Below are 19,255 nucleotides of genomic sequence, written 5' to 3' on the forward strand. Positions count from 1 at the left end.
TCAGGTGGCGAGGAGGCCGCCGTCCATGTGCAGGTCGTGGGCGTTGACGCCGGTGTTGCGGAGCAGGAACTCGGTGGCGTCGGCGATCTCGGCCATCGTCACCAGTCGTCCGATCGGCGTCTGCGCCGAGTGCGGCGGGTCGGTAACGTCCCGCCACTTCGGGCTGTCGCCGATCAGGCCCGGGTGCAGGGCGTTGACGCGGTGCGGGGCGATCTCCACCGCGAGGGTCCGCACCAGGCCGGTGATCCCGGCGTTGAAGGTACTGACGATGGTCGAGCCGGGGTAAGGACGTTCCTTGGCGAGCCCGCCGAAGAGGACGACGGAGGCGCCGGGGTTGAAGCGGTCGCGCAGCACGCGGACGGTCTCTGCGTAGCCGACGAGCTTCATGGTCACGGCCGCCACGGCATCGGTGACGTTGAACTGCGCCAAAGAGTTCGCCGCCTGGCCGACCGCGGTGATGACGACATGGTCGACCGCCGTCACTTCGGCCAACTCGGCACCGATCGTCTCCGGTCGGCCGAGGTCGAGGGCCAAGCCCCGGGCTCCCTTGCCGATCCGGGCGGCGGTGGCCTCCGCCCGTGCCTTGTCCCTGCTGGTGACGATGACGTCGTCCCCGCGGTCGGCGAAATGCCGGGCGATCACTTCGCCCAGTCCACCGCTGCCGCCTACGACGAGTGTGCTGGTCATACGGACCGTCCCTCAGATGTCGGTCGGGCGCGCCCAACTCTTAATATCCACTTGGATACTAATCATAGCGGGATCAGAAACGACGCTGCGGGCCGGAAGTAGAGTGATCACATGGATGAGGGTGCCGAGAAGGGCCGGGAAGGGCCGGGGAGTCCGCCGCGCAGACGTCGGCGGGACCCCGAGGGGCACCGGGCCGCCATCCTGGACGCGGCCCGCCACGCCTTCGCCGAGCGCGGCTACGCCCGCACCACCCTGCGGGACATCGCGGGACGGGCCGGTGTCACCCACGGCCTGATCACCCGCCACTTCGCCTCGAAGGAACGGCTCTTCCTGGCAGCGGTGCCCGGCCATCGCGACCTGGAGCAGGTGACGGCCGGGGACCCGGCGACACTGCCCGACCGGATCGCCGAAGCCTTCGTACGGCGGATGGAGACCGACGCCGTCGGCGACCCGCTCGTCGCCCTCGTACGGGGCGCCGCATCCGACGAACGCGCGGCCGCCGACCTGCTGTCCGCGATGCAGGAGCGCAGTGCCGCCGTCTACCGGTCCGTGCTCCGCCCCGACGGGACGGCGGCTCCGGACGACGACCTGGACGCCCGTGTGGCACTCGTGGGGGCGCAGATGATCGGCGTCGCCTTCAGCCGGTACATCGCGCGCACCGACCCGCTCGCCTCGATGCCGCCGGAACAGCTCACCGCCTACCTCACGCGGATGCTGCGCCACATCCTCCTCGACTGAAGCGCCGGTCGCGTGCTCGGCGAGGTCACAGGAGCCCGGGCTGCTTCCACTCCGCGCCGAGTACGTGGTGGTCGAGGAAGTTCAGGGCCGTCTCGTACACGAGGCGCAGGTGGTTCGGGGCCTCGATGCCGTGGCCCTCGTCGGGAAAGTACAGGAACTTGGCGGGTACACCTTGGCGTTGGAGGTCGTGGTGGAGGGCCATCGACTGGCTCACCGGAACCCGGTAGTCGTTGCCGCCGTGCACGATCAGCATCGGCGTCGTCAGCTTCGCCGCGTTGAAGTGGGGCGAGTCCGCCTCGTACCGTTCCCGCCGGGTGCGCGGGTCGCCGAAGATCTCGCGGAAGTACGTGTGCATGTCGGTCTCGCTCTGGAAGGCCTCCAGGTTCCACAACCCGGCGTGGGAGACGAGCGCTCTGAAGCGGTCGGTGCGGGTCGCGGCGCGGCCCGCGAGGTAGCCGCCGAAGGACCAGCCGGCGAGGGCCGTCCGGCTCGCGTCGAGGTCGGGGCGGGCCAGTGCGGCGTCGGTGAGGGCGATGACGTCGTGGTAGGGCCGGCCGCCGTACTGGCCACGGCCGCGTTCCTGCATCCGTTGCCCGTATCCGGAGGACAGGGCCGGGTCGGGCAGGAGTACGGCGTAACCGCGGGCCGCGAAGGGCCACGGGTTCCACTGCCCGGGCCAGTCGCTCCAGGACCCCTGGGGTCCGCCGTGCACGTTGACAAGGAGGGGTGAGGGGTCGTCGGGCCCCGCGCCCTCGGGCAGGACCAGCCAGGCGCGGAGTGCGAAGCCGTCGTCGCCGGTCGCGTGGACCTCGGTCAGCGTGCCGGGGAGAGGGCCGAGGTCTCCCAGCGTCTTGAGGAAGACGGGGTGCTGGTCGGGCTTGCCCGCGTCCAGTCGGACCGCCCGGGGCGGGCTGTCGAGCGCGCTGCGCAGGGCGTACAGGGCGGCTCCGTCGGGCGTCACGCAGAGGGAGGTGTAGGCACCGGAGGCGGTGAGTCGGGTGACGGTGCCGTCCGGGTCGCGGCGGAAGACCGGGCAGTGGCCCCGCTCGTCGCCGGTGAACCACAGCGTGGTGTCCCCGGGAACCGGTGAGGGGATCACCCGTCCCGGCCAGGGCCAGTTGTCGAAGTCCGGCAGGAGGTCCGTCTCCTCGCCGGAGACGGGGTCGAGGGCGACGAGGGTGACCTGCCACTCGGTGTCGTACGTCTCCTCCTTTTGGCGTTCGCAGAGCAGGCGGGTGCCGTCGGCCGTGAAGACCGGGCCGTAGTACTGGTGGCCCGGGCGGGAGAAGGTGCGGCGCTTCGCGCCGGTCGACGCGTCGGCGATCACGACGACGTTCGTGTCCGGGGCGGCGCTCGTCGGCGCCCGGGTGTAGGCGACCACCGAACCGTCCGGGGACAGGGCCATGTCGCCGGCGCCCGCGAGTCCTTGGCCGCCCGCGTCGATCGGCGGGGCATCGCCGCGAAGGACGAAGGCGTGCGGCTCGGCGGGGCCGAGGTCCGCGCCGTCGGCGCGGGTGGGGGTCGCCTCGTACAGGACCGCGGTGACGCCTTGCCGGTCGCGCTCGTGGAGCAGGGCGGCGTGGGTGTCGGCGTCCACGGCGCCCGGCAGGAGAGCGGCCGTCCACGCGATCGTGGCCGAACGAGAGGCGGCGGTGAACGCGGTTGTTCCGCCCGGATGGTGGGCGATCCGCTCGGCCTCACCGTTCGCGGTCAGCGCCCACAGCGCCGCTCCCGGCGGCTCCTGCGGGCCACGCTCGGAGAGGAACAGCAGAGTGCCGTCGACGGTGAAGGCGGGGGCACGGTCGCCCTGACAGGACCCGGTCACGAGCCGGGGGTCGCGCCGGCCCGCCGGATCCACCTCCCACAGCTCCGACACGTACCGCGAGCCCTCCTCGTCGAGGCTCTGGACCGACGCCACCAGGCGAGTGCCGTCGGGAGCGAGGGCCAGGCCGGTCGGGCGGGGCTGTTCGACGAGGCGCTGGTGGAAGGTGCTCGGAGCGTTGGCCATGGGCGGCATCCTGCCCATTGCCTCCGAGGCAGCGCACCCGAGTTCTAGTGAAGCTGTGTACGTACACACTTGATCTTCCTCATGGAAACCTCTCTAACCTCGCCGAAATACTGCCGACATACGTATTTACAGCCCCCATCACGCCTCGTACTGTGAGCGTTCCCAGAACTAATCCACATGGTCATGTCAGACAAGGAGGTCGGGATGACCGTCAAAGGTCCACGCCGCCTCGTGAGGGTCGCCATGCTCCTGGCGGCCCTCGCCCTGCCCGCATCCCTGCTCACCACGCCCAGCGCCTCTGCCGCCGGGACGCTCACCATGCGCGGTGCCGATGTGTCGACCGCCCAGCGCGCACTCGACCTCGGTGCCAAGTACTACGACGCGAGCGGCACCGCCAAGGACCCGCTGGACATCCTCAAGGGCCTCGGCGTCAACTACGTCCGCCTGCGGGTCTGGAACAACCCCGCCAGCGGCTACAACAACAAGGCCAAGGTGCTGTCGTACGCGAAGCAGGTGAAGGCCAAGGGGCTGAAGCTGCTGGTCGACTTCCACTACTCGGACACCTGGGCGGACCCGGGCAACCAGAACAAGCCCGCGGCGTGGGCCGGCCACACCATCAGCCAGCTGCAGACCGACGTCTACAACTACACGTACGACGTCTGCAACAGCCTCAAGTCGCAGGGCACCACCCCGGACAGCGTGCAGATCGGCAACGAGATCAACGTCGGCATGCTGTGGAACGAGGGCAAGGTCGTCAACAACGACTTCACCAACCTCAGCCTGCTGCTCAAGTCGGGCTACAACGCGACCAAGGCGTGCAACAGCGGCACCCAGGTGATCATCCACACCGCCGACGCCGACAGTGACGCCAACGCCCGCTGGTTCTACGACGGCATCAAGGCCAAGGGCGTCAACTGGGACATCACCGGGCTGTCCTACTACTGCCCGTGGCACGGCACGATCGCCAACATGGGCAGTGTCGTGGCCGACATGAAGTCCCGCTACGGCAAGGACGTCATCATCGCCGAGACGGCCTACCCGTTCACCTCGGCCAACGCGGACAGCACCGCCAACTCCATCACGACGGGCTGCTCGGGCTACCCGCTCAGCTGGCAGGGCCAGGCGGACAACTTCACCGCCGTGCAGAACACGGCCCGCAGCAACGGCGCGATCGGGGTCTTCTACTGGGAGCCCACCTGGTACGCGGTGAGCGGCAACGGCTGGGACCCGGCCGACATCGGCAACAGCGGCAACGGCTGGGACAACATGGCCGTCTTCAACTGGACCGGCAATGTGAACCCGAACATCAAGTGGACCCCGTAGGGGACCACTTCACACAGGAACGGCACCGTCCTCGGGCGGTGCCGTTCGCCGTTCCCGCGGCCTCCCGCAGCGCGGGGGCGATAATCACCCCCCGCCATGGAGGCAGCGCAGGGGGTCACATTACTCTGGCGTAGCGCCTGAGCGAGGGAAGGAAGCCATGGGGGTTCAACTGAACAGCGGATCGGCAGCCGGTCACGAGTCGCTGGAGTCGATGAGCCTCGAACCGCTCATGACCCGCGACTACGAACGGGACCCGGCGATCGTGTACGAGCGGCTGCGCCGGGCGCACGGCCCGGTCGCGCCGGTCGACCTGCTGGGGGTGCCCGTCTGGCTCGTGCTGGGCTACGAGGAGGCGTACGAGGTCCTCCGAGACGACCACGCCTGGCCGAAGGGGCTCGAGAACTGGCGGGCCCGCAGGGAGGGACGGCTGCCCGCGGACTGGCCGCTCGCGCCGTCGCTGGACGTCAACCACGTGCTGATCCAGGGCGGTGAGGGCTACCGCGGGCTGAAGGTGGCCTGGGACACGGCGCTACGGCCCTTCCAGGACCCCCGGCACCCGGTCGCCAAGCGGCTCAAGGCGAAGATCACCCGTGACGCCGACGAGCTGATCTCCCTGTTCACGCAGGGCGGGCGCACCGGATGGGCGGATCTGTCCGCGCAGTTCTCGCGGCCGCTGCCGCTCATGGTCGCCAGTCATCTGCTCGGCTTTCCGGGCTCTCAGCACGACGACGCGCTGATGGACATGTGGCGGGTCCTGGACGCGGGGCCGGACGCGGGGCCCGCGCTGGAACGGCTGCTGGCCACCCTGTCGGAGCTCGGCGCGTGGAAGATGAAGGAGCCCGGCGACGACTTCCCCTCCTATCTGCTCGCCTCCCATCCCGGCCTCGGCGTCGAGGAGTTGTCCCGCGAGCTGATGATGCTGCTCGGCATGACCTCGGACCATGTCGGCATCCTGATCTCCAACACGGTCGTCGAGGTCATCACCGGCAACCTCCCCGCGAGCGCCAGCCTGTCGGCGGGGCTCATCAGGGAGACCATGAACCGGGTGGTGATGCAGAAGCCGCCGCTGATCAACTTCGTACCGCGGTTCCCCTTGAAGGACATGCGGCTCGGCGAGTACACCATCGCGGCGGGCGATCCGGTGTGGGTGTCGGTCGGCGCCGCGCACGCGGATCCGGCCTTCGCGGGGAAGGTCTGCCCCGAGTCGACCATCAGCACCCGGGCCCATCTGTCCTGGGGTGCCGGCCCGCGGCAGTGCCCGGCCCGGGAACTGGCCGGGGGCGCGGCGGCGATCGGCGTGAGCAGGCTCTTCGAGCGGCTGTCGGGGCTGGAGTTGTCACTGCCGGTCGATCAACTGCCCTGGCGTTCCTCGCCGTTCATGCGCGGTCTGCGGTCGCTCCCGGTGCGGTACACGCTCTCGGGCACGCCGGCCGTGCCGGTGCCCCCTCTCCCGCCCCTGCCCGCCACGGCCGGCCCCGCCCTGGCCGACGAGTCCGCCGTACGGCCGCGTTCCTCGCTGTGGCGCTACCTGGCCGGCCTGGTGCGCGGGCGCTGACGCCCCCCGGAACAGGGCAGCGGGCCACGGACTCGGAGGAGTTCGTGGCCCGCCCTGTGCCGCGGGACCCGGTCAGCCGACCGGAGGGGTGCGGATCGCGGCGATGTCGAACTGCAGGCGTACTTTCTCGCTGACCATGGCGCCGCCCTCGGCGAGCCTGCTGCTGTAGGTGAGGCCCCACTCGGAGCGGTTGATGGTGGTGGTGCCGTCGAAGCCGGCCCGCTGGTAGCCGAACGGGTCGGTGACATGGCCTATGTAGGTGAGTTCCAGGACCACGGGTCGGGTGATCGCCTTGATGGTGAGGTCGCCGGCCATCCGGTACACGTCCGGGCCGACTACTTCCACGGCGGTGCTGACGAACCGCATGCGCGGGTAGGTCGCGGCGTCCAGGAAGTCCCGTCCCACGAGGTGCCCGTCACGCTGTTCCACACCGGTGTCGACACTGCCGGTCGCGATGATGATCTCCGCCTTCGAACGGGACGGGTCACGGCCGTCGAAGTAGAGGCGGCTCTGGTACTCCAGGAACGCCCCGCGCACGGTGGTCACCATGGCGTGGCGCACCGAGAAGCCGATCCTGCTGTGCGCGGGGTCGATGGTCCATTCCCCGGTCAGGGCCGCCAGTCCGGGATCGGTGAGGACGGCTGTGGCGGTGGCCGACGACCCGGTGGGGGGCTGGGAAACGTCGGCGGGTTCCGTGCGGTCGGTGCGACGGAACGTGGTGCCACGGTTGAACAAGTTCATGCATCACCTAATTACTGCACGGGACTTGTTGCCGCAAGCCGTGCTCCACAGTCGACTGAATATCCACGTGTTCGCCACACGTTTCCCGGAAAAGTGAGGGCTAAACAGCTAGTCGGCTCCTACAAGGGCGCGCACTTCGAAGTCCTCGTATGTCTCCTTTGCTTCGGGACGGCCGAGTATCGACCCCATCCAGCCCAGCAGGAAGCCGGCCGGGATGGAGACGATTCCGGGATTCTGCAAGGGAAACCAGGCGAAATCGGCGTCCGGGTAGAGCGAGGCGGGAGCGGAGGAGACGACCGGGGAGAAGACGACGAGGAGGACCGAGGTGAGCAGTCCCCCGCAGAGGCTGAGGAGAGCTCCCTGCGCGGTGAACCGCCGCCAGAAGAGGCTGTAGACGAGGGTCGGGAGGATGGCGGACGCGGCGATGGCGAAGGCGAGGAAGGCGAGGGTCGCGGAGTTGACGCCCCAGGAGACCAGGGCGAGCAGCATGCCGAGAACGCCGATGACTGCCGCCGCGAGCCGGGCCACGGCCAGCTCCTCCGTCTCGGTCGCCCTGCCCTTGCGGATCACCTCGCCGTACAGGTCGTGGGCGAGCGAGGAGGCGGCGGCCAGGGTGAGGCCCGCGGCGACCGCGAGGAGGGTGACGAAGGCGAGGCAGGACAGCAGGGCGGTCAGGACGGCGCCGCCCAGCTCGTGCGCGAGCAGCAGGACGGCCGCGTTCCCGGTGCGGTCGTTCTCCGCGATGGTGTCGCTGCCCAGGACGGCGGTGGCCCCGAGACCGAGGATGCCGGCCACGAGGCAGACGAGGCTGACCAGGCCCATGGCCCACACCACCGAGGTGCGCAGGACGTCGACCGACTTCGGGGCGAGCAGGCGCATCATCACGTGCGGGAGGGCGGCGAGGCCGAGCACGATGGCCAACTGGAGGCTGAAGAAGTCGAGTTTGCTGGTGGCGCTGCCCCCGTACCGCAGCCCGGGTTCCAGGAAGCGCGCGCCCTGCCCGCTGTTGTCGGCGGCCGCGGCGAGCAGGTTCTCGAAGTTCCAGTCGAAGCGGTGCATCACCATCACCCCGGCCACGGTGACGCCGCAGATGAGCATGACCGCCTTGACGACCTGGATGAAGGTGGCGCCGGGCATGCCTCCGATGGCGGCGTACACGATGACGATGGTGCCGATCACGACGACGCACAGGGTGCGGGTGGCGGCGCTTGGTTCACCGGTGAACTGGGTCAACAACGCGACGCTTCCGACGAGTTGGGCCACGAGGTAGAGGGTGGTGATGGTCAGCGTGCACAGCGCAAGGGCGAGGCGGACGGGGCGCTGCATACGGGACAGGCGGATCGCCAGGGTGTCGCCGAGGGTGAACTTGCCGGTGTTGCGCAGGGGTTCGGCGATCAGCAGCAGGACCATCATCCAGGCGACCGCGGTGCCGCACAGGTAGAGCAGTCCGTCGTAGCCGGTCAGGGCGACCAGGCCGGTGCTGCCCAGGAGGGTCGCGGCCGACAGGTAGTCGCCGCACATCGCCAGCCCGTTGCGCAGCGGGGACATGGCACGGTTGCCGAGGTAGAACTCGCCGATCTCGTCGCGTTGGGGCGCGGTCAGCAGCGCGGTGAACAGGGTCACGACGACCACGGACAGGAAGAGCACGAGCGTCAGCTGGAGGCTGAGGCGGTCCACGACGGAGGCGCCGAGCGTCACCACGGGCGGTACTCCTCGTCACGGGGGGTCGTGCGCGCCTCGAAGGCCGCGCGTTCGCGTTCCGTGCTCTCGTGGTGGCGGGCCAGGCCGCGCAGCCCGCGGACCACCGGGGTGACCTGGGTGCGCGTGTACACGAGGTAACGCCACACGATCACGCCCATCAGCACGAACTGCCCCAGCCCCAGGGCCAGTCCGACCGTGAGATGGCCGCTCAGGGAGGTGTTCATCAGGCCGGGCACAAAGCTGGACAGCAGGACGTACAGGAGGAAGCCGCCGACGGCGGCAGCCGTGGCCCGGACACCGAAGCGCCGGTGCCGGCCGCGCAGCGACTGGTACGCGGGCTGGCGGGCCACCGACTGCCGGTCCGCAGGTCCGGGGTCTGCTTCGTAGGGGGTCGGCGGCCCGCCGAGCCCCATGGAGTGCCGTGACACATGCACCTTCTTCACTGCCGCTTCTTCACTGCCGGTCGTTGCGTCAAAGGCATGTCGGAGTCATGCGCTGTGCGGACGTGTGGGGGATTCGTGAATCCGAAATGCGCGTGGCGGGATGGCACCGAGGCCAGGACCGGGATTGTCGCAGCGCCCCCGTTGAACTATCAACGGGACGGTCGAACCGAATCAGGGAACTGACTCATTCGCATGCTTCGATTCACGTACCCGGAATCCCGCGGCCAGCAAAAAGGCCGACCTCCGGAACAGGTCTGCACCTTTCCTCCGACCAGGTTGTCTCAAATGCAGTGCACTGGGGAGACTCCCGCCGCGCACCGTTCCTTGTCACGCACGGACTAAGGCCGGCCTCCCGGGACTCACCTCGCGCAAACAGAACGGCGTTGGGCTCGGCCCGCGCCGGAGGCGCTGCCATATTCGAAGGCCACTTCGGAGGTGGCTGTGACACTAGAGGTGACGACGACACGTCTGCCCGACCGCACCGCCGACCGCGTCCTCGCGCTCGAAGCCCGCCGGGCGCAGGCCGTGGCCGCGGACCGGCCGAGGAGACGCGGCAAGTTCGGCGCCCGGGAGCGGATCGACCTGCTGCTGGATTCCGGCTCGTTCACCGAGACCGGACTGTTCGTACGGGCCAGACCGGCAGGGGACGACGCCGACCGCCCTTACGGCGACGGCGTGATCACCGGGTACGGCACGGTCGACGGGCGTCCCGTCTGCGTCTTCTCCCAGGACTCCACGGTCTTCGGCGGCAGCATGGGCGAGGCCTTCGGCCAGAAGACCGTGGCGCTCATGGACCTCGCCCTCCGAACCGGGTGCCCGGTCATCGGGCTCAACGACGGCGGCGGCGCCCGTATCCAGGAGGGCGTCGTCTCGCTCGCCCTCTACGCCGAGCTGGTGCGCCGCAACGTCCAGGCGTCCGGGGTGATCCCGCAGATCTCCGTCGTCCTCGGCCCGTGTGCCGGCGGGGCCGCCTACTCCCCCGCCATCACCGACTTCACCGTGATGGTGGACGGTGCCTCGCACATGTTCGTCACCGGGCCCGACGTCATCGAGGCCGTCACCGGGGAGCGCACCAGCGCCGAGGAGCTGGGCGGCGCCCGCACCAGCAACTCCCTCAACGGCAACGCCCACTTCCTCGCCGCCGACGAGACGGAGGCCCTGGACACCGTACGGGAGCTGCTGTCGTACCTGCCCGTCAACAACCTGGAGCGGCCCCCGCAGTACGCCCCGCTGCCGCCCCCTACCGACGTGCCGCTCGACGAGATCGTGCCGGACCGGCTCGGGCAGGCCTACGACATGCGGGACATCCTGCGGGCGGTCGTCGACGACGGTGAACTCCTGGAGGTGCAGGAGCTGTTCGCGCCGAACATCATCTGCGCGCTGGCCCTCGTCGAGGGCACGTCCGTCGGAGTCGTCGCCAACCAGCCGCTGCACGCGGCCGGGGTGCTGGACATCGACGCCTCCGAGAAGGCCGCGCGGTTCGTGCGGTTCTGCGACGCGTTCGGCATTCCGCTGCTGACCTTCGCCGATGTGCCGGGCTATCTCTCCGGGGTCCGCCAGGAGCAGGCCGGGATCATCCGGCGCGGCGCCAAGCTGCTGTACGCGTACGCCGAGGCGACCGTGCCGAAGGTGACGGTGGTGGTGCGCAAGGCGTACGGCGGCGGGTACGCGGTGATGGGCTCCAAGCACCTGGGCGCCGACATCAACCTCGCCTGGCCCACCGCGCGGATCGCGGTGATGGGCGCCGAGGGTGCGGTGGGCGTCCTGCACCGGCGTGAACTCGCCGCCTCCGACGACCCCGAGGCGTTGCGGGCCCGTCTCGTGGACGCCTACGAGAGCACGCACGGCACGCCCTACCTCGCCGCCGAGCGCGGGTACGTCGACGCCGTCATCGCCCCGCGCGACACCCGTGACCACATCTGCCGTGCGCTGCGCGCGCTGCGCGGCAAGCGCTCCCCGATGCCGGAGCGCCGGCACGGCAACATCCCGCTCTGATCTGCCTCGCGAGGAGACCTGCCCGATGGACATGCCCCGTCCCCCGCTCGCCCCCGCGTTCCGGAGTCTGCCGGAGTACGTACGCCACTGGGCCCACACCACCCCGGACCGCCGGGCCTTCACCTTCGTCGGTCATCCCGCCCCGCACTCGCGGGGTGTCCACCGCACCCTGACCTGGCGCCGGCTGGACGTGCGGGTGCGGGCGGTGGCCGCCCGGCTCGCCGAGGAGGCCGAGCCCGGGGCCCGGGTCGCCGTGCTGTGCCCCCAGGGGCTGGAGTACGTCACCGGGTTCCTGGGGGCGCTCGCGGCCGGAATGGTCGCCGTACCGATGTATCCGCCCGGTCTGCCCGGGCACGGCGACCGGCTCGCGGCCGTCCTGGCGGACGCGCGCCCCGCAGTGGTCGTGACGGCCAGTCAGGTACTCGACGAGGTGCGGGACTTGTGCGGGGACACCGCCGCGCGGGTCGTCGCCGTGGACCAGGTGCCCGACGCCGCCGCGAGGGAACTGCCGCCGCCCGACGGTGAGATCGCCTACCTCCAGTACACCTCCGGGTCGACGCGCACCCCGGCGGGGGTGGAGATCGGGCACGCCAACGTCGTCGCCAACGCCCGGCAGGCGCTGGGCGCCTACGGTGCCGACGTCCACCCGGTGACCTGTGTGGGCTGGCTGCCGCTCTACCACGACATGGGGCTCGTCCTCAGTGTCGCCGCCCCCGTCGTGCGCGGGGTGCTGTCGGTGCTCATGGACCCGGTCGCCTTCCTGCACGAACCCGCGCGCTGGCTGCGGCTGTTGTCCGCACATCCGCGGGCGCTGAGCGCGGCACCCAACTTCGCCTACGACTACTGCGCCTCGACGGTGACCGAGGCGCAGAAGGCGGATCTGCGGCTGGACGGGGTCGTCGCGCTGATCAACGGCAGCGAGCCGGTCCGCCCCACCACGGCCGACAGGTTCCAGGCCGCCTTCGCCGCTCAGGGGCTCGTCGCGGAGACCCACTGCCCGTCGTACGGGCTCGCCGAGGCAACCGTCTTCGTCAGCGCCGCCCGGCCCGGGGAGCCGGTGCGCCGGTTCGCCCTCGACCGGGACGCGCTCGCCGAGGGGAAGGCGCTGCCCGCGCGGCCCGACGATCCCCGGGCCGTGCTGCTGGCCGGCTGCGGTACTCCGGTGGGGCAGGAGGTCCGTATCGTCGATCCGGTCTCCGGCGCCCATCTGTCCGAGGGCGAGGTCGGTGAGATCCAGGTGCGGGGTCCCAACGTGGGCCGCGGCTACTGGAACCGGGACGAGCAGACCCGGCGCGTCTTCGGCACGGACGGCCGGCTGCGCACCGGTGACCTGGGGACGGTCCTGGAGGGGCAGTTGATCGTCACCGGCCGGCTGAAGGACCTGATCGTCGTCGACGGACGCAACCACTATCCGCAGGACCTGGAGGCCACCGTCCAGGACACGCATCCGGCGGTGCGGCGTGACCGGCTCGCCGCGTTCGGGGTGGGGGGCGCCTCCGGTGAGCGGGTGGTCGTGGTGGCCGAGCACGCACGGACCACGAGCCTCGCCGAGATCGACGTACCGGCTCTGGTGCGGGCCGTGCGTGCGGCCGTGTCGGGGCGGCACGGGCTGCGGCTCGCCGATGTGCTCCTGGTCCCGCCCGGCACGGTGCCGCGGACGTCGAGCGGCAAGGTGTCGCGGGCGTTGACGCGTGAGCGGTATCTGGCGGGTGCCTACGGGGCGGGCGGCGCCGCGTGAGGGCCGTGGACGCGGGCGCGGTGCGCCGGCTGGTCGCGGAGCGCGTCGCCGGGTGGACCGGTACGGCCGTCGCGGAGGTTCCGATGGACCGGCCGCTGGCCGACCTCGGCATGTCCTCGCGGGACGCGGTCGTGCTGGCCGGGGACCTCGCCCGGCTCACGGGCCGGGAGCTGCCGCCGACGCTACTGTGGGAGGCGCCCACCGGGGAGGCGCTGGTGGCGCACCTGTGCCGGACGCCGTCGCAGAGTGCGCCGCCGGCGCCGGTGCCCGCCACGGTGGTTCCCCCGTCGGAGCCCGTCGCCGTCATCGGCCTCGGCTGCCGTCTGCCCGGCGGGGTGCACGGCCCGGCGGACTACTGGCGGCTGCTGACCAACGGCGTCGACGCGATCAGACGGGTCCCCGAGGAGCGTTGGCGCGACTTCACGCCCTTCCCGCCCGAGGACGCTCCCCGGTACGGCGGTTACCTCGACGACGTCGCCGGGTTCGACGCGGACTTCTTCCGGATCACCCCGCGCGAGGCCGCCGTGATGGACCCGCAGCAGCGGATCCTCCTGGAGGTCGTCCACGAGGCCCTCGCCCACGCCGCCGTCCCGGCCGCCTCCCTCGCGGGCACCGCCACCGGTGTCTTCGTCGGGGTCTCCGCCCCGGAGTACGGCTCGCTCACCGGCGCCGACCCGGCGGCCGTCGATCCCTGGGCCCCGGCGGGCGGCGCGCTGAGCGTGACCGCGGGCCGGCTGGCGTACGTGCTGGACACCCGCGGGCCGAGCATGGCCGTGGACACCGCCTGCTCCTCCTCGCTGGTCGCGGTGCACCACGCCTGCGTGAGCCTGCGCACCGGCGAGAGCGACACGGCGATCGCCGCAGGCGTCAACCTGCTGCTCTCCCCCACCGTCACCATGGCGTTCCGGCGGGCCGGGGCCCTCGCGCCGGACGGGCGGTGCAAGCCGTTCTCGCCGGACGCCGACGGCATCGGACGCGGTGAGGGCTGTGCGGCCGTGCTCCTGAAGCGGCTGTCCGACGCCGAGCGGGACGGCGACCGCGTGCTCGCCGTCATCCGCGCCACGGCCGTCAACTCCGACGGCCGCTCCAACGGCCTCCTCGCCCCCAACCCGGCCGCCCAGCAGGCCCTGTTGACCACCGCGTACGCGCGGGCCGGACTCGCCCCCGCCCACGTCGACTACGTCGAGGCGCACGGCACCGGCACCCCGCTCGGCGACCCGATCGAGGCGGGCGCGCTCGGCGCGGTGCTCGGCGCGGACCGCGACCCCGACCAGCCGCTGCTGCTCGGTTCCGTGAAGTCGAACCTGGGGCACCTGGAGTCCGCCGCGGGCATCGCCGGACTGGTGAAGACCGTGCTCGCCCTGCACCACGACGTCATCCCGCCGTCCCTGCACTGCGCCGAGGGCAGCGCCCTGGACGACGTACGCCTGCGCGTGGTCACCGAGGACGAGCCCTGGCCGCGCTACGGCGGTACGGCCGTCGCCGGGGTCTCCGGTTTCGGGTTCGGCGGCACCAACGCCCATGCCGTACTGGAGGAATGGCGCCCCGGCGTCCTGCCCTCGCACCCGGCCGAAGAACCCGGTGCCCGCCTCCACCTCCTGTCCGACGTGGACGAGGAGCGGCTGCGGGACACCGCGTCCAGGCTCGCCGACTGGTTGCCGACAGCGGCCGCGCACCCCGCCGACGTGGCACGCACACTGGCCGGACGGACGGGCCGCGGAGGCGCGCGGGCCGCGGTGGTCGCACGGGACCGTGCCGAACTCGCGGACGGGCTGGCAGCGTTGGCGCAGGGACGCCCGCACGGGCAGGTCGTGACCGGCGAGGGTGATCTCGTCGGTCCCGGCCCGGTGTGGGTCTTCTCTGGGTACGGCAGCCAGTGGGCCGGGATGGGACGCCGGCTGCTCGCCGAGGAGCCCGCCTTCGCCGCCGCCGTGGAGAAGCTCGACGCGGAGTGCGGACTGTCGCTGTCCGACCGTCTCGCGTCCGGGAGCGGGCTCGACCGGCTGGAAGTGGCCCAGCCCGTCCTGTTCGGACTCCAGGTGGCGCTCGCCGAATTGTGGCGTTCCTACGGCGTCGAGCCCGCCGCGGTCATCGGCCACTCCCTGGGCGAGGTGGCCGCCGCGGTGTGCGCGGGCGCCCTGGACGCGGCGGAGGGCGCCCGGATCGTCACCGTGCGGGCCCGGCTGCTCAGCCGGCTGCGGGGCGGTGCCATGGCGGTCGTCGACCTCGGCGACGGTGAACTCGACATCCTGGCCCAGGACTTCCCCGGTGTGCATGTCGCCGTCCACTCCTCGCCCGGGCAGAAGGTCGTCACCGGTGAGGAACCGGCGGTGGCCCGACTCGTGCGGTGGCTGGAGGAGCGGGGGCGGACCGCTCGGTCCATGCGGGTCGTCGGAGCCGGGCACTCGCCCCAGGTCGAGCCGCTGCTGTCCGAGTTGACCGAGTCCCTGGCCGACGTCGGAGGCAGAGCGCCTCGGGTGCCCGTCTACTCCACCGTCCTGGACGATCCGCGCGGCGACTGTGTCTTCGACGCCGCGCACTGGGCCGCGAACCTGCGGCGGCCCGTACGGCTGGACCGGGCCGTCGCCGCGGCCGCCGCCGACGGTCACACCGCCTTCGTCGAGATCTCCCCCCACCCGGTCCTGGCCCGGGCCGTCACCGACAACGTGCCCGGTGCCCTCGCGATCGGCACACTGCGGCGGGACGCCGGCGGATGCGCCGAGTTCCTCACCCAGGTGGGGGCCCTGTACTGCGCGGGCGGGCGGCTGCCGCTGCCGCCGGGGCGGGTCGTCGACCTGCCCGTGCCGCGCTGGAAGCATGTGCGGCACTGGTGGACGGACGGACGGGGGGCGTCGCCCGCCAAAATGCCGTCCAAGGCGCCGGCCAATGTACGCACCGAGGTGCCGACGGAGGTGCCCGAGAAGAGCGAGGACACCGGGGACACCTCCGTCGTCGCCCGCCTGTGCCATCACATCGCCACCGTGACCGGCCACCCCGGCGGTCGCATCACCCCCGCCACCGCGCTGGCCGACCTCGGGCTCGACTCGCTGATGGCGGTCCGGATCCGCGCCGCCCTGCGGCGCGAGTTCGCCGTCGAGCTGCCGCTGCGCGACCTGCTCGGCGCCACCACGGTCCAGGACGTGGCCGACCGTGTCCGGACGGGCCCGGTACGCCCGCTGCGCGTCACCGGCAGCCGTCCCCCGCTCTTCCTCGTGCACGCCGCCGGCGGAACGACCGACGTCTACCGGACGCTCGCCGAACGCCTCGGCGACGAGCGGCCCGTGTACGGTCTCGAACGCCTCGAGGACGCCCCGACGGTGGCCGAGAAGGCGCGCCGCTACGCCGAGGCCATCACCGCCGTCCACCCCGACGGGCCCTGCCTGCTGGGCGGTTGGTCCTTCGGCGGCTTCGTCGCCCAGGAGATCGCGCGCCAACTGGCCGCCGCGGGACGGGACGTGGAGCGCGTGGTGCTCATCGACTCGGTACGGCCCCTCCCCCAGCCGGACCGCACACCGGCCGGCCGGCTGCGTGCCCACTTCGAGGGGTTCGCCCACCACGTCCGTGATGCCTACGGGGTCTCCCTGGAGCTGCCGTACGACGACCTCGTCGCGATGGACGACGACGCCGAACGCATCGACACCGTGCTGGAGATCCTGCGCGCGTCCGCCGATGTGCCGACCGCCGCCCTGGAGCACCAGCGCTCCTCCTATCTGGACCTGAGGATCGGCGAGGCCCACCGGCCGGGCCGGTACGACGGGCGGGTGGTCCTGTACCGGGCCACGGAGCCCGCTCCGCACACCGTGCGCGACCCCGCCTACGAGCGCGAGGACCAGGCGCTGGGCTGGGACGAGGTGTGCCCGCGCCTGACCGTCGTACCGGTGGAGGGACACCACCTGTCACTGCTCGACCCGCCGTACGTCGACGAGATCGCCGCCCACCTGGGGCGCGAGCTCGCCGCAGGGACCCACTGAACGTGATCCGAGGAGAGCCGCCATGCACCGTCGCAGTACCGGAGTGTCCCGCCGTACCGTCGCCAAGGCCGCGGCAGGTGCCGGTCTGGCCGTCCTGTTCGGCGCCCGGACCGCCTCCGCGCTCGGGTCCCGCACCGTCGACGTGTCCGTGTCCTCGGCCGCGCTGGGCCGCAGCGCCCCGGTGCGGCTGATCCTGCCGTCGGGGTTCGACGCGCGGGCCACCCGCACCTACCCCGTGCTGTACCTGCTGCACGGCGCCCACGACGACTACACCTCCTGGACGCGGGAGACGGACATCGAGGCCTTCACCGCGGGCCGGGACCTGATCGTGGCGATGCCCGACGCGGGCCCCACGGGCATTCCCACCGCCTGGCGCGGCGGCCCCGACTACGAGACCTTCCAGCTGAAGGAGGTTCCGGCACTGCTCGCCCGCGACTACCGGGCCTCCGGGGTGCAGGTCGTCGCGGGGGTGTCCACGGGCGGTTACGGTGCCATGGCGCACGCGGCCCGGCATCCCGGCATGTTCACCGCCGCGGCCTCCTACAGCGGGATCCTCGACACCAGGGCGCCCGGTGTGCCGACCTTGATGGACGCCATCGTGGCCCGCGAGAACCTGGTGCCCACCTCGTTGTGGGGCAATCCGTTCCTGAACCTGCTCACCTGGCGCGACTTCAACCCGCGCGACCGTGCGGTGGGACTGCGCGGCACCGCCCTGTACGTCTCCAGCGGCAGCGGGCTGGCGGGGGGCACGGGTGACTGGCTGCCGGAGGCCCTGGAGAGCGCGCTGTGGCCCTCAGCGCACAGCTTCACCGACACGCTCGCGCTGCTGCGCATCCCGGTCACCACGCACTTCTACCCAGGAGGAGGGCACAGCTGGGCCTACTGGAAGCAGGAGTTCACCGCGTCGTGGCCGATGCTCGCGCGAGGGCTGGGGGTGCCGCAGTGAAGTCGCTACCGTCGGGACACGGAACGCAACGCAGGGGACGTCCGTCCAACACAGGACTTACCCCTCGTCCCACGGGCAACGGCCCGCGGGTGAGCCGCTTCCGGGTGAAAGGAGGGCCTCCCTTGGCCACCCCCGTCCCGCACGGCGCTCCGGAGAACCTCGGCGCCACCCCCGTACCGCCCGACCTCGCCGAACTGCTGCGCTCGCAGCTGGAGGACGTCGCCGACGTGGTCGAGGAGGAGGTCCGCAGACAGGTGCCCGAGTACGCGCGCCCGGCCGACGGGACCTACCGCGAACACCTCAGAGCCGGTGTGGTGCAGGCGCTGACCCTGTTCGTGGACCACATCGCCGACCCGCGCAGGCGTGGGGACGAGATCGCGGCGACGTACTACGAACTCGGGCGCGGCGAGGCCCTGGAGGGGCGCAGCCTGGACGCGTTGCAGTCCGCGCTGCGGGTCGGGGGACTGCACGCCTGGCGGCTGATGGGCCGTACCGCGGAGGAGCTCGGCCTCGACTCCGCGGTGGTCACGGCGTTGGGCGAACTCGCCTTCCGCACCGTGCACGAGGTCGCCGAGGCGGCGGCGGCCGGGTACTCCGAGGCCCGCTCGCACAACACGGACGAGCTGGAACGGCGCCGCAGACGCCTGCTGGACCTGCTGCTCGGCGACGGGCCGGTCGCGCCGGCGGCGGTGCAGGATCTGGCGCACGGTGCCCGGTGGACGGTGCCCCCGCAGGTCGCGGTCGTCGCGCTCGCGGCCGCCCCGGACCGGCGGGAGGAGGACTGGCCGCTGGCCGCCGCGGGGGCGTTGGTGGACATGGAGTCGCGGCCGCCCCGGATGCTGATCCCCGACCCGGACGGCTCGGGGCGTTTCGGCGGGCGGGCGTTCAGCCTCGCGCTGCGCGGGCGGCCGGCCGCGATAGGGCCTACGGTGCCGCTCGCGGAGGCCGCCCAGTCGCTGCGCTGGGCCACCCGGGCACTGGGGTTGATGGGGCGGGGAATCCTTCCCCGGCAGGGGGTGGTGTGCTGCGCGGACCATCTGTCGACTCTGCTGCTGCACAGCGACGAGCCGATGCTCGACCAGTTGCGGGCGCGGGCCCTCGCGCCGCTCGACACGGTGTCGGAGGGGCAGCGGGAGCGGCTCGCCGAGACCCTGCTTGCGTGGCTGCTCAGCGGCAGCAATGTGCCCGACGTCGCCGCGCGTCTCCATGTCCATCCGCAGACGGTGCGTTATCGGCTGCGTCAGTTGGAGAAAATCTTCGGTGACGCCCTGCACGATCCCGGTGCCCGTCTGGATCTCATTCTGGCACTCACCACCGCACAAAAGAACGAGGAATTCTTGAATTCCCGTCCATAACACAGTGCTTGGTCAAGCGAATACCTTCGGGACATCCTTTCCACGGCGTTTCAC

At 71.7% G+C, this 19,255-nt stretch carries 13 protein-coding genes; 8 read left to right on the forward strand and 5 right to left on the reverse strand.

Annotated elements, in window-relative coordinates:
• On the reverse strand, positions 1-687 hold the full coding sequence (locus ACIRP7_RS21190; RefSeq protein ID WP_403661540.1) for an SDR family oxidoreductase: 687 nt from the start codon (positions 685-687) through the stop codon (positions 1-3).
• A gap of 111 nt (positions 688-798) precedes the next feature.
• Between ACIRP7_RS21190 and ACIRP7_RS21195 the strand changes: the two genes are divergently transcribed.
• Positions 799-1,425: a TetR family transcriptional regulator gene (locus tag ACIRP7_RS21195; protein WP_403661543.1), complete on the forward strand. Its 627-nt coding sequence runs from the start codon at positions 799-801 to the stop codon at positions 1,423-1,425.
• A 25-nt stretch (positions 1,426-1,450) separates the two neighbouring features.
• On the opposite strand, the gene ACIRP7_RS21200 is transcribed toward ACIRP7_RS21195, so the two are convergent.
• Entirely contained in the window at positions 1,451-3,433 is a 1,983-nt protein-coding gene (locus tag ACIRP7_RS21200; protein ID WP_403661545.1) for a prolyl oligopeptidase family serine peptidase, read from the reverse strand.
• Positions 3,434-3,637: 204 nt separating this feature from the next.
• Here ACIRP7_RS21200 and ACIRP7_RS21205 point away from each other — a divergent pair, with 204 nt between their 5' ends.
• Both ACIRP7_RS21205 and ACIRP7_RS21210 read left to right on the forward strand, forming a co-directional pair.
• Positions 3,638-4,756, forward strand: a complete 1,119-nt coding sequence (locus ACIRP7_RS21205; RefSeq protein WP_403661548.1) for an arabinogalactan endo-beta-1,4-galactanase — start codon at positions 3,638-3,640, stop codon at positions 4,754-4,756.
• A gap of 157 nt (positions 4,757-4,913) precedes the next feature.
• On the forward strand, positions 4,914-6,311 hold the full coding sequence (locus ACIRP7_RS21210) for a cytochrome (protein WP_403661551.1): 1,398 nt from the start codon (positions 4,914-4,916) through the stop codon (positions 6,309-6,311).
• Between the two features lie 72 nt (positions 6,312-6,383).
• Here the strand turns inward: ACIRP7_RS21210 and ACIRP7_RS21215 are convergent, their stop codons facing one another.
• The 3 genes from ACIRP7_RS21215 to ACIRP7_RS21225 all read right to left on the reverse strand — a co-directional run bounded on the left by ACIRP7_RS21215 (position 6,384) and on the right by ACIRP7_RS21225 (position 9,196).
• The gene (locus tag ACIRP7_RS21215; RefSeq protein ID WP_403661553.1) at positions 6,384-7,052 is read right to left on the reverse strand and encodes a YceI family protein; all 669 of its coding nucleotides are present in this window, start codon (positions 7,050-7,052) and stop codon (positions 6,384-6,386) included.
• Positions 7,053-7,160: 108 nt separating this feature from the next.
• On the reverse strand, positions 7,161-8,753 hold the full coding sequence (locus ACIRP7_RS21220; protein WP_403661556.1) for a cation acetate symporter: 1,593 nt from the start codon (positions 8,751-8,753) through the stop codon (positions 7,161-7,163).
• Positions 8,747-9,196 (reverse strand): DUF485 domain-containing protein, encoded by a 450-nt coding sequence (locus ACIRP7_RS21225; protein WP_403661559.1) that lies wholly within the window; start codon positions 9,194-9,196, stop codon positions 8,747-8,749. The genes ACIRP7_RS21220 and ACIRP7_RS21225 overlap by 7 nt, the downstream gene beginning before the upstream one ends.
• 453 nt (positions 9,197-9,649) lie before the next feature.
• On the opposite strand from ACIRP7_RS21225, the gene ACIRP7_RS21230 reads away from it, so the two are divergent.
• The 5 genes from ACIRP7_RS21230 (at position 9,650) to ACIRP7_RS21250 (ending at position 19,201) form a co-directional block, all read left to right on the forward strand.
• Entirely contained in the window at positions 9,650-11,191 is a 1,542-nt protein-coding gene (locus tag ACIRP7_RS21230) for an acyl-CoA carboxylase subunit beta (RefSeq protein ID WP_352389798.1), read from the forward strand.
• Positions 11,192-11,216: 25 nt separating this feature from the next.
• Positions 11,217-12,929: a fatty acyl-AMP ligase gene (locus ACIRP7_RS21235; RefSeq protein WP_403661563.1), complete on the forward strand. Its 1,713-nt coding sequence runs from the start codon at positions 11,217-11,219 to the stop codon at positions 12,927-12,929.
• Positions 12,926-16,900: a beta-ketoacyl synthase N-terminal-like domain-containing protein gene (locus ACIRP7_RS21240; protein WP_403661566.1), complete on the forward strand. Its 3,975-nt coding sequence runs from the start codon at positions 12,926-12,928 to the stop codon at positions 16,898-16,900. Before ACIRP7_RS21235 ends, ACIRP7_RS21240 begins: the two co-directional genes overlap by 4 nt.
• 22 nt (positions 16,901-16,922) lie before the next feature.
• The gene (locus tag ACIRP7_RS21245) at positions 16,923-17,846 is read left to right on the forward strand and encodes an alpha/beta hydrolase (protein WP_403661569.1); all 924 of its coding nucleotides are present in this window, start codon (positions 16,923-16,925) and stop codon (positions 17,844-17,846) included.
• Positions 17,847-17,968: 122 nt separating this feature from the next.
• On the forward strand, positions 17,969-19,201 hold the full coding sequence (locus tag ACIRP7_RS21250; protein WP_403661572.1) for a PucR family transcriptional regulator: 1,233 nt from the start codon (positions 17,969-17,971) through the stop codon (positions 19,199-19,201).
• Positions 19,202-19,255: the final 54 nt, after the last annotated feature.

Source organism: Streptomyces sp. NPDC102270 (genome assembly GCF_044766405.1).
GTDB lineage: Bacteria > Actinomycetota > Actinomycetes > Streptomycetales > Streptomycetaceae > Streptomyces.